This is a genomic window from Pseudomonas carassii, from assembly GCF_036324045.1.
Lineage (GTDB): Bacteria > Pseudomonadota > Gammaproteobacteria > Pseudomonadales > Pseudomonadaceae > Aquipseudomonas > Aquipseudomonas peradeniyensis.
Map to the genome: position 1 here is coordinate 41,741 of NZ_JAZDCT010000021.1, position 12,123 is coordinate 53,863.

General features: G+C 65.3%; 12 protein-coding genes. 9 read left to right on the top strand and 3 right to left on the bottom strand.

What is annotated here, in order from left to right; genetic code table 11:
• Nucleotides 1-224: 224 nt before the first annotated feature.
• Complete coding sequence (locus tag V0R62_RS16380; protein WP_330104495.1) at nucleotides 225-2,555, top strand: FdhF/YdeP family oxidoreductase; 2,331 nt, start codon at nucleotides 225-227, stop codon at nucleotides 2,553-2,555.
• Between the two features lie 134 nt (nucleotides 2,556-2,689).
• Here the strand turns inward: V0R62_RS16380 and V0R62_RS16385 are convergent, their stop codons facing one another.
• Nucleotides 2,690-3,148: an Lrp/AsnC family transcriptional regulator gene (locus V0R62_RS16385; RefSeq protein ID WP_046856697.1), complete on the bottom strand. Its 459-nt coding sequence runs from the start codon at nucleotides 3,146-3,148 to the stop codon at nucleotides 2,690-2,692.
• Nucleotides 3,149-3,299: 151 nt separating this feature from the next.
• Between V0R62_RS16385 and V0R62_RS16390 the strand changes: the two genes are divergently transcribed.
• Nucleotides 3,300-4,475 (top strand): trans-sulfuration enzyme family protein, encoded by a 1,176-nt coding sequence (locus V0R62_RS16390; RefSeq protein ID WP_330104523.1) that lies wholly within the window; start codon nucleotides 3,300-3,302, stop codon nucleotides 4,473-4,475.
• A gap of 52 nt (nucleotides 4,476-4,527) precedes the next feature.
• Here V0R62_RS16390 and V0R62_RS16395 read toward each other — a convergent pair whose 3' ends face one another.
• Nucleotides 4,528-4,764, bottom strand: coding sequence for a DUF465 domain-containing protein (locus V0R62_RS16395; protein WP_050704311.1), 237 nt, complete (start codon nucleotides 4,762-4,764; stop codon nucleotides 4,528-4,530).
• Between the two features lie 116 nt (nucleotides 4,765-4,880).
• Between V0R62_RS16395 and V0R62_RS16400 the strand changes: the two genes are divergently transcribed.
• From V0R62_RS16400 to V0R62_RS16420, 5 genes are all read left to right on the top strand, one after another.
• Nucleotides 4,881-5,246, top strand: coding sequence for a 5-carboxymethyl-2-hydroxymuconate Delta-isomerase (locus V0R62_RS16400; protein ID WP_330104496.1), 366 nt, complete (start codon nucleotides 4,881-4,883; stop codon nucleotides 5,244-5,246).
• 164 nt (nucleotides 5,247-5,410) lie between these two features.
• Nucleotides 5,411-7,048 (top strand): phosphoethanolamine transferase, encoded by a 1,638-nt coding sequence (locus tag V0R62_RS16405; RefSeq protein ID WP_330104497.1) that lies wholly within the window; start codon nucleotides 5,411-5,413, stop codon nucleotides 7,046-7,048.
• A 93-nt stretch (nucleotides 7,049-7,141) separates the two neighbouring features.
• Entirely contained in the window at nucleotides 7,142-8,275 is a 1,134-nt protein-coding gene (rnd, locus tag V0R62_RS16410) for a ribonuclease D (protein ID WP_330104498.1), read from the top strand.
• Nucleotides 8,272-8,565: a YcgL domain-containing protein gene (locus tag V0R62_RS16415; protein ID WP_028693022.1), complete on the top strand. Its 294-nt coding sequence runs from the start codon at nucleotides 8,272-8,274 to the stop codon at nucleotides 8,563-8,565. The genes rnd and V0R62_RS16415 overlap by 4 nt, the downstream gene beginning before the upstream one ends.
• 75 nt (nucleotides 8,566-8,640) lie before the next feature.
• A complete protein-coding gene (locus V0R62_RS16420) occupies nucleotides 8,641-9,573 on the top strand; it encodes a D-2-hydroxyacid dehydrogenase (protein ID WP_330104499.1) in 933 nt (310 codons plus the stop codon).
• An 81-nt stretch (nucleotides 9,574-9,654) separates the two neighbouring features.
• Here the strand turns inward: V0R62_RS16420 and V0R62_RS16425 are convergent, their stop codons facing one another.
• Nucleotides 9,655-10,248 carry a nitroreductase family protein gene (locus tag V0R62_RS16425; protein ID WP_050704316.1) on the bottom strand — a complete coding sequence of 198 codons (594 nt, stop codon included), beginning with the start codon at nucleotides 10,246-10,248 and terminating at the stop codon, nucleotides 9,655-9,657.
• Nucleotides 10,249-10,393: 145 nt separating this feature from the next.
• Between V0R62_RS16425 and V0R62_RS16430 the strand changes: the two genes are divergently transcribed.
• Complete coding sequence (locus V0R62_RS16430) at nucleotides 10,394-10,843, top strand: YcgN family cysteine cluster protein (protein ID WP_028693025.1); 450 nt, start codon at nucleotides 10,394-10,396, stop codon at nucleotides 10,841-10,843.
• Between the two features lie 25 nt (nucleotides 10,844-10,868).
• Complete coding sequence (locus V0R62_RS16435) at nucleotides 10,869-12,077, top strand: M61 metallopeptidase family protein (protein ID WP_330104500.1); 1,209 nt, start codon at nucleotides 10,869-10,871, stop codon at nucleotides 12,075-12,077.
• The last annotated feature ends 46 nt before the right edge of the window (nucleotides 12,078-12,123 follow it).

Consider the following 12,123-nt stretch of genomic DNA (forward strand, 5'->3'; position numbering starts at 1 on the left):
CGGCGAAAGGCCGCAGACAAGGTTCAAGCTATAACCTGCGCCCAGTGACGTCAAATTGCTTTCCCCGACCGTTCGATCAGTCTCCTCTATCACGGCTGCAAGCCACGGAGCTCAAGGGCTCTGTCGGGTGATCGAGACGGTTTATCACGCTGTCATTTATTTCGATTGGACGCACTGGGAGCGGCTTCTTAGGCTGAAAAAAACACCGTGCGGAGAAGCGCAGCATGAGCCAGGACGAACACATCAGGGACTACAAGGGGCCGGCCGCCGGCTGGGGCGCGCTCAAGAGCGTGACCAAGAGCTGGCTGGGCAGCGAGAACGCCTTCAAGAACCTGCGGGCCATGCTCAAGACCAACCAGAACGGCGGTTTCGACTGCCCGGGCTGTGCCTGGGGCGAGTCGCCGGAAAGCGACATGGTCAAGTTCTGCGAGAACGGCGCCAAGGCAGTCAACTGGGAGGCCACCGGCCGCTCGGTGGATCCGGCGTTCTTCGCCCGCTACAGCGTCAGCGCTCTGCTCGAGCAGACCGACTACTGGCTCGAATACCAGGGCCGCATCACCCACCCGATGCGTTACGACGCAGCCACCGACCATTACGTCGAAACCAGCTGGGACGAGGCGTTCGCCCTGATCGCCCGGCACCTAAACGGCCTCGAGTCGCCGGACCAGGCCGAGTTCTACACCTCGGGCCGGGCCAGCAACGAGGCGGCGTTCCTCTACCAGTTGTTCGTGCGCGCCTATGGCACCAACAACTTCCCCGACTGCTCGAACATGTGCCACGAGGCCAGTGGCGTCGGCATGGCCGAAACCCTCGGCGTGGGCAAGGGCACTGTGGTGTTCCATGACCTGGAGCTGGCCGATGCGATCTTCGTCATCGGCCAGAACCCTGGCACCAACCACCCGCGCATGCTCGAACCACTGCGCGAGGCGGTCAAGCGCGGCGCCCAGGTGGTCTGCTTCAACCCGCTCAAGGAGCGGGGCCTGGAGCGCTTCCAGCACCCGCAGCACCCGTTCGAGATGCTCAGCAACGGCTCCGAGCCGACCAACACTGCCTACTTCCGCCCGGCCCTGGGCGGCGACATGGCGGCCATGCGCGGGATCGCCAAGTTCCTCCTGCAGTGGGAGCGCGAGGCACAGCTCAATGATGAGCCGCCGGTGTTCGACCATGCCTTCATCGCCGAGCATACCAGTGGCGTTGAGGCCTACCTGACCGTGGTGGACGCCACGCCCTGGGAGCATATCGTCGAGCAGTCGGGCCTGAGCAAGGCCGAGATCGAGCTGGCCGCGCGCATGTACCGCAAGGCCGAGCGGGTGATCATGTGCTGGGCCATGGGCGTGACCCAACACCGCCACTCGGTGCCTACCGTGCAGGAGATCGTCAACCTGCAGCTGCTGCGCGGCAACGTTGGCAAGCCCGGCGCCGGCCTGTCGCCGGTGCGCGGCCACAGCAACGTGCAGGGCGACCGCACCATGGGCATCGACGAGAAACCCAAGGCGGCGCTGCTCGATGCCATCGAGAAGCGCTTCCAGTTCACGGTGCCGCGCGAACATGGTCATAACGCCGTGCTGGCGATCCAGGCCATGGAAGAGGGGCGGGCCAAGGTGTTCGTCGCCCTGGGCGGCAACTTCGCCCAGGCGACTCCGGACACCCCGCGTACCCACGCGGCACTGCGCAACTGCGAACTGACCGTGCAGATTTCAACCAAGCTCAACCGCTCGCACCTGGTCACTGGGCGCGATGCGTTGATCCTGCCATGCCTGGGCCGCACCGAGATCGACATCCAGGCCGAAGGGCCGCAGGGCGTCACCGTGGAAGACACCTTCAGCATGGTGCACATCTCCCATGGCCAGCTGAAACCGCGCTCGCCGTTGCTGCGCTCGGAGCCGGCCATCGTCGCCGGCATGGCCAAGGCCACCCTGGGCAACAAGCCGATCGACTGGGACTATGCGATTGCCGACTACGGCCGCATCCGCGGCATGATCGCCGATGTCATCCCGGGCTTCAGCGAGTTCAACGAGCGCCTGCAGCATCCTGGTGGCTTCCACCTGGGCAACAACGCCGCCGAGCGCAACTTCCGCACGGCCACCGGCAAGGCGTGCTTCACCCCCAGCCCGCTGCCGGAGCAACTGGTCAACGCCCAGGTGCTGGCCCGTGGCGACAAGCCCGACCTGATCCTGCAGACCCTGCGTTCCCACGACCAGTACAACACCACGCTGTACGGGCTGGACGACCGCTACCGTGGCGTGTTCGGCCTGCGCGAGGTGGTCTTCGTCAATGAAGCGGACATCCGTCGGCTGGGCTTCGAGCCAGGCGAGGAGGTGGACCTGGTGTCGCTCTGGGAGGATGGCCGCGAGCGGCGGGTCTCGGGGTTCCGCCTGGTGGCCTATGACGTGCCGCAAGGCCAGGCGGCGGCCTACTATCCGGAGACCAACCCATTGGTGCCGCTGGAGAGCTATGGCGAGGGGACCTACACACCGACCTCGAAGTTCGTGGCGATCAAGCTGGAGAAGGCCAAACCTGGTAACCGGATCGAGGCGATCACCACGGCAGTGTAGGAGCGGCCTTGTGCCGCGAAAGGGCTGCGCAGCAGCCCCGACGATCTTGCATGATGCCGAAAACCCGGGGGCGCTACGCGCCCCTTTCGCGGCACAAGGCCGCTCCTACAGAAGAGGGGCGTGCTGTTGCACTTTCAGCGCCCCACCGGATACGCCGTGGTGTACTTCATCTGCTCCATCGCAAAGCTCGAGGTGATGTTCGACAGCCCGTCGGTGCTGGTGATCAGCTTCTTGTAGAAGCGGTCGTAGGCGGCGATGTCGCCCACCACCACCCGCAGCATGTAGTCCCAGTCACCGGACATGCGGTACACCTCCATCACCTCCTCGAACGCCGTCACCGTGGCGGCGAACTGCGCCAGCCAGGCGCTGTCGTGGCGTTGGGTCTTGAGCTGGACGAACACCGTCAGGCCCAGGCCCAGGCGCTCGGGGTCGAGCAGGGCGACGCGGCCGCGGATGTAGCCTTCCTCTTCCAGGCGCTTGACCCGCTTCCAGCACGGCGTGGTGGACAGGTTGACCGCCTCGGCCAGGTCCTTGAGGGACAACGACGCGTCGCGCTGAAGCAGGGTGAGGATGTGCTGGTCGAAACTGTCCATGGTGTCGTCTGGTGGGGTGGAGGAAAGTTTTCCAAGATTAGCCGCATGCTGAGAACGTTGAAACCCTTTCAGGCGCTTCGTCGACAGCAACGTTCTGTTGGCGCCTGGGCCCGGCGGATATGAGATAGTGGCGGTTTTCCATCCTCAGTCAATGGACCCGACCATGTCCGACAAACCGCGCAATTTCGCCACCCGCACCATCCACGCTGGTGAGCAGTCCAGCGTCGCCGACAACGCCATCTTCCCGGCCATCGTCACTTCCAGCTCGTTCATCAAGCGCGGCCTGGACGACAACCCCGAATACGCCTACAGCCGGGTCAGCAACCCGACCCGGCACGCCTACGAGACCTGCGTGGCCGCGCTGGAGGAGGGCGTCGGCGCGGTCGCCTGCGCCTCGGGCGTCAGTGCCACCGCCACGGTGCTCGAGCTGCTGTCCAAGGACGCCCATGTGGTGGTGATGAACGGTGTCTACGGCGGCACCTTCCGCCTGCTGGAAGACTACCGTGGACGCACCTCAGGCCTGACCACCACCTATGTCGACCTCAACGACGTCGAGGCCGTGGCCGCGGCGATCCGCCCGGACACGCAACTGATCTGGATCGAGTCCCCGACCAACCCGCTGCTGCACCTGGTGGACATCAAGGCGGTCTGTGACCTGGCCCGCGCCCGTGGGGTGATGACCTGCATCGACAACACCTTCTGCTCGCCCTGGAACCAGCAGCCGATTAGCCTCGGCGTGGATCTGGTGATGCATTCGGCGAGCAAGTACATCGGCGGCCACTCCGACCTGACCGGCGGCGTGGTGGTGGCGGCCAATCACGAGCTGCTGGGGCGCTTGCGCAAGATCAGCATGGCGGTCGGCGCGATCCAGGGGCCGTTCGACTGCTACCTGGCGCTGCGCGGGCTGAAGACCCTCGACGTGCGCATGGAACGCCAGAGCGCCAACGCGCTGCGCGTGGCGCAGTTCCTCGAACAGCATCCGCAGGTCGAGCAGGTCTACTACCCGGGGCTGGAAAGCCATCCGCAGCATGAGCTGAGCAAGCGCCAGATGCGTACCGGCGGCGCGGTGGTGGCGCTGCGCATCAAGGGGGATCGGGCCGCGGTCAACCGTCTGGTCGAGGCGCTGTCGATCTTCGTCCTGGCTGACTCGCTGGGCGGGGTGGAGAGCATGATCAACCACTCCTGGAGCATGTCGCACAACTCCCTGAGCCCGGAGCAGAAGGGCGTGATGGGGATCAGCGAGAACCTGGTGCGGTTGTCGATCGGGATCGAGGACTACCGGGATCTGGTCGAGGACCTGGATGCGGCGTTGAAGGCGTCCGCGTAACGGTCGCCGACGCCATCGCGGGTTTGCCCCGCGATGGCGTCAGTGAGGGGAATCAGGATTTGGGCGGATGGACGATCCGTTCGATCTTGTCCTTGAGCAGCAGGCGTTCCCTGCGCAGCAGGTTGACGGTGTCGTCGTTGGTGGCGTTGCCTTCGGCGGTCACCACTTCCTTGTCCTTGGCGTTGTATTCCTTGTGCAGCTTGTGCAGGTCCTGATTCTTGTCGATGAGGGCCTGGAACTGGTCGGCGGTCACGTGCAGGTCTGCGAGCAAATCATGCGGAACTGGCATTTCTTCACCTCTCTCAGGGTTGGTAAGCGAGCCTGAACCAAGAGGATAGTCGCCTTTGCCGCATTGCGGGACTGGGTTAGGCTGTCACCCATCCCTGCGTAACCGGAACCTGTGCCATGCCTCATCTGAACCTGGAATACAGCGACAACCTGCGCGAGCTCAACGTCGACGTGCTGCTGCTGCGCCTGAACCACGCCCTGGTCGGCAGCGGTCAGTTCGCCGAAGAGCTGGATATCAAGAGCCGTGCCCAGGCCTTCGCCCAGTACCGGGTCGGTACCGCGCCGGGCGAACGGGCCTTCGCCCATGTACGCCTGGCGATCCTCAGCGGGCGCACACCGCAAGTGAAGCAGCAGTTGTCCAACAGCCTGCTCGAGGTACTGCGCGAGGCGATCCCCAGCCAAACCGGCCTGGACATCCAACTGTGCGTGGAGGTCCTGGACATCGATCGCGAGCCGTACGCCAAACTTCGCCTGCCTGGCTGAATGACAGCTGAATGAAAGTTGTTTAATCGATGAAAGACGTCGACAGACCAATTGTTGGCGTCTTTTTCACAAAAAATTGATGCTAGGCTTTCTAGAGTTCGGCCAACTTCCCAACCTGCCCGTCCGGGCGCGTTGGCCGCTGATGAACTCTTGTTGCGAACGCCATGCTGAAACTCAAATCCCTGCGGACCGAATGGGTCACGTTGCTGGCCAGCCTGTACCTGTTGATTGGCTTCAATACCTTGCTTTGGCAACACCTGGAGTCCATCGTGCCACCGGGCATGGTGGGGCTGTGGCTGAGCCTGGCGTTCGCCGTGCTGATGCTGTTCGCTTTCAATCTCATACTTACCTTGCTAGCGTTTCGTTATGTACTGAAACCGGTATTGATCGTGTTGTTCCTCAGTGGCGCAAGTGTCGCTTACTTCATGAATCAATATGGCGTGCTTATTGATGCCGGCATGTTCCGCAATGTCGCCGAAACCAATGCGGCAGAAGTACGCGACCTGCTCTCGCTGAAGTTTGCCCTGTATATCCTGCTGCTCGGTGTGTTGCCTTCGCTGCTGGTGTGGAAGGCCAGGATCGACTATCGCCCCTGGCACCGCGAACTGCTGGGCAAGCTGGTGGTGAGTGGGGCCTGCGTCGCGGCCCTGGGTTCGGTGGCGCTGGTCAACTACCAGGGGTTGGCGTCGCTGTTTCGCAATCACCATGAACTGCGCCTGATGCTTACGCCGAGTAATATCGTCGGGGCCTCCATCGGTTATGTCAGTGAGCAGGTGGGCAGCGCCACCCGGCCGTTCCAGCGCTATGGCGAAGATGCCCGTCGCGATGGCGCCTGGCAGCAGCATGCGCGCAAGTCTTTGACCGTGCTGGTGGTCGGCGAGAGTGCCCGGGCGGACAACTTCGGCCTGCTCGGCTATGCCCGCGACACCACGCCACGGCTGGCCAAGGAGCAGGGTCTGCTGAGCTTCACCGACGTCCACTCCTGCGGCACCGAGACCGCCGTGTCGGTGCCCTGCATGTTCTCCGGCATGCCGCGCAAGGACTATGACGCCCGCGTGGCCAAGAACCGCGAGGGCCTGCTCGACATCCTCCAGCGCGCGGGGCTGGCGGTGCAGTGGCGTGACAACCAGTCCGGTTGCAAGGGCACCTGCGACCGGGTGCAGTTCATCGATGTGAGCAACCTCAAGGACCCGGCGCTGTGCGCCAGTGGCGAATGCCATGACGAGATCCTGCTGCAGGGGCTGGCCGAGTTGCTGGACAACCTCGACCAGGACACTGTGCTGGTGCTGCACCAGATGGGCAGCCATGGCCCCGAATACTTCAAGCGCTACCCTGCGGGCACCGAACCCTTCACCCCGGTGTGCCGCAGCAACGCCCTGAACCAGTGCAGCCAGCAGGAGATCGTCAACGGCTACGACAACACCCTGGCCTACACCGACAAGGTGCTGGCCACCCTGATCGACACCTTGCGCAGCCGACAGGACAAGGTCGACACCGCGATGATCTATCTTTCAGACCATGGCGAGTCGCTGGGCGAGTACAACCTGTTCCTGCACGGCACGCCCTACATGATCGCGCCGGACCAGCAGAAGCATGTGCCGCTGTTGGCCTGGTTTTCCGACAGCTACCGCCAGGACTTCGGCCTGGACACCGAATGCCTGGGCCAGCTGCGCGATGCGCCGTTGTCCCAGGACAACCTGTTCCACTCGATGCTCGGCCTGCTGCAGGTACGCACCGAGGTCTACCAGCGATCGCTGGACATGTTCGCCAGCTGCCGGCCGTGGCTGGCGGCCAAACGCTGAGCGGTCGACCGCCCGGCACCATGGATGGCGCGAGGTTTCACCCCCAGGGGCCGCGCCGTATATACTGCGCGCCAATGTTAGTGGGAGAGCCTCGTGGCCATCGAAATACACTGGATCCGTGACGACCAGACCCTGGCCGAACACTGCCGAAGCTGGCGCGAACAGCCCTTCGTGGCCCTCGACACCGAATTCATGCGGGTCGATACCTTCTACCCCAAGGCCGGCCTGATCCAGATCGGCGTCGGCCAGTGCGCCTACCTCATCGACCCCCTGCTGATCCGCGACTGGCAGCCGCTGGCCGGACTGCTCGACGACAGTGGCGTGGTCAAGGTGCTGCATGCCTGCAGCGAAGACCTGGAAGTGCTGCTGCGCCTTACCGGCAAGCTGCCCCAGCCGCTGTTCGACACCCAGTTGGCCGCCGGCTACCTGAACATCGGTTTCTCCATGGGCTATTCGCGCCTGGTGCAAGAGGTGCTGGGGCTCGAGCTGCCCAAGGGCGAGACCCGCTCCGACTGGCTGCAGCGCCCGCTGTCGGACACCCAGGTGAGCTACGCCGCCGAGGACGCCGTGCACCTGGCCGAAGTGTTCGACGCCCTGCGCCCGCGCCTGTCGGATGACAAGTACGCCTGGGTGCTGGAAGACGGCGCCGAGCTGGTCGCCGCGCTGCGCCGCGAAGTCGAGCCCGAAACCCTGTACCGCGACGTCAAGCTGGCCTGGAAGCTCGGTCGCCAGCAACTGGCCGTGCTGCGCGAACTGTGCGCCTGGCGCGAGCGCGAGGCTCGCAGCCGTGACGTGCCGCGCAACCGCATCCTCAAGGAGCATTCGCTGTGGCCCATGGCCAGGAGCCAGCCGGACAGCCCGTCGGCGCTGGCGAAAATCGACGAGATGCACCCGCGTACCATCCGCCAGGACGGTGAGCAACTGATCCAGCTGATCAAGCGCGCCGCCAGCCAGCCCCAGGAGCAGTGGCCCGAGCCGCTGCCCGAGCCGCTGCCGATCGAAGCCGCCGGCATCCTCAAGCGCCTGCGTGCCATCGGCCAGGCCGAGGGCGAGCGGCTGGGCATCGCCCCGGAACTGATGCTGCGCAAGAAAGCCCTCGAAGCCCTGCTCAAGAGCGGCTACCCCGACGGCCCCTATCAACTGCCCGATGCGCTGCGCGGCTGGCGTCGCGAGCGCATGGGCCAGGCCCTGCTGGACGACCTGGCGGGCGCCGGAGATTCCCGATGAAACGTATCTGCTCGATCTACAAGAGCCCACGCAAGAACGAAATGTACCTCTACGTGCTCAAGGCCGAGGGCCTGGAGCGTGTGCCGGAGGCGCTGCTGCCATTCTTCGGCAAGCCGGTGCATGCTTTCGACCTGGTGCTTACGCCTGAGCGCACACTGGCCCGCGAGGACATCGCCAAGGTGCTGGAGAACCTCGACAAGCAGGGTTACCACCTGCAGATGCCGCCTCCGGAAGACGACTACATCGAGCACCTGCCCGAAGAACTGCTGCGCCGCAACGACCCGGCCTGATCCAGGCGCGGTTCCCTTTCTACCTGCGGCCCGCCTGGCGGGCTGCTTCCGTTGTTTGCCAAGGTTGTGTGTCACATGCGCGTTCTGATCGCTGAACAGGATCATGCCAACTATGCTCGCCTGCTGGGCGAGGCGGCGCCGGACCTGGAGGTCCTGACCAGCGGCGACTCCGCCGAACTGGCACGCCTGGCCCCCGACTGCCCGGTGTGGCTGGGCCAGCCGGACCTGCTGGCCAGTCTGTTGCGCCAGGGCCACAAGCCTCGCTGGATGCAGTCGACCTGGGCCGGGATCACCCCGTTGCTGGCCGACGGCCTGCCACGCGACTACCGCCTGACCCGGGCGGTGGGCATCTTCGGCCAGGTGATGGCCGAGTACATGCTGACCTACATGCTCGGCCATGAGCGCGATGTGCTGTCGCGCCTGGTCAGCCAGGTCGAGCGGCGCTGGGATGATCGCCCAGGTCGGAGCCTGGAAGGACGGCGGGTGCTGATCGTCGGTACCGGCGATATCGGCCAGCGGGTGGCCGAGTTCCTCGCGCCGTTCGGCGTCATCCTCCAGGGCGTGGCCAGCAGTGCTCGCGAGCAGGCGCCCTTCGTCGAAGTGGCGGGCCTCGACCAGCTGCCGCGCCTGGTCGGCCAGGCCGACTACGTGCTCAACCTGCTGCCCGATACCCCGGCCACCCACGACCTGTACGATGCGGCGCTGTTCAAGTGCTTCCGGCCCAGCGCCTTGTTCATCAATGCTGGACGCGGCGTGGCGGTGGTCGATGCCGATCTGGTCGAGGCGCTCAAGCAGGGCCATCTGGCTGGCGCGGTGATCGATGTCTGCCGCCAGGAACCGTTGCCCCAGCGACATCCGTTCTGGACCGCCTGGGGACTGCTGCTGACCGGGCACAGCTCGGCGCCGACCTCGCCGGCGGCGATGGTGCGGTTGTTTGTCGAGAATGCACGGGCGTATGCGGCGGAGCAGGCATTGCGGGGCGAGGTGGATTTCGCGAGGGGTTACTGAGAGAGGTTTGCCTGATGCGACCTCATCGCGGGGCAAGCCCGCTCCCACGGGCACCTGCCCCGCGATGAGGCGATCACGACCTTAGAGGCTGAACTCACCCTCGGCCGCCAGCTCGCTCAGCGGCCGGCGCGGGCTCGGCACTTCGCGGGCCTGCAGGCCTTCGGCCAGGGTAGCCTTGTCGCCCAGCTTGCCGATCGCCACCATCGCATGCAGCGCGTAGCCCTCGGGGATCTTCAGCTCGCTGCGCGCCAGGTCCTGGTCGAAGCCGGCCATGCCGTGGCTGTGCCAGCCGCTGATGCTCGCCTGCAGCGCCAGGTGGCCCCAGGCGGAACCGGTGTCGAAGGTGTGCCACAGCGCAGGTTTCTCCTCATCGGAGCCGGGCGCTGCGAAGGTGGTCTTGGAGATGACCAGCACCAGCGCCGAAGCGTGCTGCGCCCAGCTGCGGTTGAACTCGTTGAGGATACCCAGGTAGCGCTCCCAGCTCGGCGTGTCGCGACGGGCGTAGAGGAAGCGCCATGGCTGCGAGTTGTAGGCCGATGGCGCCCAGCGTGCGGCCTCGAGGAAGCTCAGCAGGGTTTCCTGGCTGATCGGCTCGGCGGTGAAGGCGCGGGGCGACCAGCGATTGATGAACTGCTCGTTGATGGCATAGTCGGCGATGCGTGGGGTGGCGCTCATGGGTGCTCCTGCAAGGGCGGGGGAAAATACCGCACGCTACTGCGTCCGGTGAGCACTGACAAGCGGTCTGGCGTTGCCGCCGGACTGCCTCTAGACTGGCGCCGCCGCGCGCCGCGGCTTGACGTTGACTGCAGGAAACCGTGTGATGATCGCCGATACCGCGCCCTTCTGGCGGCGCAAGACCCTCGACCAGCTCGATGACCAGGAGTGGGAGTCGCTCTGCGACGGCTGCGGCCTTTGTTGCCTGCAGAAACTCGAGGACGAGGAAGACAACAGCGTCTATTACACGAGCATCGCCTGCAAGCTGCTGGACCTGCAGACCTGCCAGTGCAGCGACTACCCCAATCGTTTCGAGCATGTCCCTGACTGCATCCAGCTTACCCCCGGCAAGGCCGACCAGTTCAAGTGGCTGCCGCCCACCTGTGGCTATCGCCTGGTCAGCGAAGGGCAGGACCTGCCGGCCTGGCACCACCTGGTCAGCGGTGATCGCCAGCAGGTGCACGAGCAGCGCATTTCCCGGTCGGGGCGCATGCTCAGCGAGAACGACGTGGATGAAGACGACTGGGAAGACCATCTGATCTTCCGCGCAGGTTGAGTGTCCGGGGAACAAGGAGCTTTTTATGCGTCGCCCGTTGTTGCTGATTGTCGGCCTGCTGGCCAGTTCGCAGGTCCTGGCGAAGAAAGTCGACCTCGATTACCAGGTGCGCATGCTGCCGCAGAGCGGCCAGGCCGAGGTGCGCCTGACCCTGGCCGACGGCAGCGCGGTGCGCAGCCTGGACTTCGACCTGGGCAAGCCCGGTGCCTACAGCGACTTTCTCGCCGATGGCCAGTGGCAGGTGCAGAACGGGCGTGGCGTCTGGCACCCGGCGGCGGGCAAGACCAGCCTCAGCTACCGCGTGCTGCTCGACCAGCAACCCCGCGGCGGCGCCCATGAGGCGCGTATCACACCGCACTGGGCGCTGTTTCGTGGCGACCAGCTGGTGCCGCCGGCGCGTCTCGACCAGCAGGATGGCACCGAACTGGTCTCGCGGCTGACCTTCGACCTGCCGACGGGCTGGAAAAGCGTCGAAACCGCCTGGCCACGCATCGGCCGGCAGAAATTTCGCATCGACGATGTGTCGCGGCTGTTCGACCGGCCTACCGGCTGGATGCTCGCCGGCAACCTGGGTAGCCGTCGGGCACGCCTGGGCGATACCGAGGTGACCGTGGCCGCACCGCAAGGCCAGGGCATGCGGCGCATGGACACGCTGACCCTGTTGACCTTCGTCTGGCCGCAGTTGCAGGCGGTGTTCCCGCGCAACCCACCGAAGCTGTTGCTGGTCGGCGCCCGTGACGAGATGTGGCGGGGCGTGCTGGCCGGCAACAACTCGCTGTACCTGCACAGCACGCGCCCGCTGGTCAGCGAGAACGGCACCAGCCCGGTGCTGCGCGAGCTGGTGCAGCTGTTCGCCCAGATCAATGACCGCGACGGCAGCGATTGGCTGGGCGAAAGCCTGGCCGACTATTACGCCACCGAGCTGCTGCGCCGCGCTGGCGGCATGAGCGATGACCGCTACGAGGCGCTGCAGGCCCGGCAACACAAGCTGGCGGCCAAGGTGACCCACCTCAAGGGCGACAAGGCCGATGCCGCGCAGGTGGCCCGTGGCGTGCTGCTGCTCCAGGCGCTGGATCGCGAGATTCGCCTGCACCACCACGACAAGCGCTCGCTGGACGACGTCGCCCGCGCGCTGATGCGCCTGTCGAGCGTCAGCACCGAGGAGTTCGTGCAGATCAGCGAGAACGTGCTTGGGCGCCAGTCCGAGGTTTTGCAGAGCAAGGTGTTGCGCTGACTTGCACGTTCCCCTGTAGGAGCGGCCTTGTGCCGCGAAAGGGCTG

Excerpts from the sequence above, each read along its gene's own strand:
- V0R62_RS16400 (WP_330104496.1), top strand. The coding sequence starts at position 4,881 with ATGCCTCATCTGAACCTGGAATACAGCGACAACCTGCGCGAGCTCAAC.
- V0R62_RS16380 (WP_330104495.1), top strand. The coding sequence starts at position 225 with ATGAGCCAGGACGAACACATCAGGGACTACAAGGGGCCGGCCGCCGGC.
- V0R62_RS16385 (WP_046856697.1), bottom strand. The coding sequence starts at position 3,148 with ATGGACAGTTTCGACCAGCACATCCTCACCCTGCTTCAGCGCGACGCG.
- V0R62_RS16420 (WP_330104499.1), top strand. The coding sequence starts at position 8,641 with ATGCGCGTTCTGATCGCTGAACAGGATCATGCCAACTATGCTCGCCTG.
- V0R62_RS16435 (WP_330104500.1), top strand. The coding sequence starts at position 10,869 with ATGCGTCGCCCGTTGTTGCTGATTGTCGGCCTGCTGGCCAGTTCGCAG.
- V0R62_RS16415 (WP_028693022.1), top strand. The coding sequence starts at position 8,272 with ATGAAACGTATCTGCTCGATCTACAAGAGCCCACGCAAGAACGAAATG.
- V0R62_RS16395 (WP_050704311.1), bottom strand. The coding sequence starts at position 4,764 with ATGCCAGTTCCGCATGATTTGCTCGCAGACCTGCACGTGACCGCCGAC.
- V0R62_RS16390 (WP_330104523.1), top strand. The coding sequence starts at position 3,300 with ATGGACCCGACCATGTCCGACAAACCGCGCAATTTCGCCACCCGCACC.
- V0R62_RS16425 (WP_050704316.1), bottom strand. The coding sequence starts at position 10,248 with ATGAGCGCCACCCCACGCATCGCCGACTATGCCATCAACGAGCAGTTC.
- V0R62_RS16405 (WP_330104497.1), top strand. The coding sequence starts at position 5,411 with ATGCTGAAACTCAAATCCCTGCGGACCGAATGGGTCACGTTGCTGGCC.
- V0R62_RS16430 (WP_028693025.1), top strand. The coding sequence starts at position 10,394 with ATGATCGCCGATACCGCGCCCTTCTGGCGGCGCAAGACCCTCGACCAG.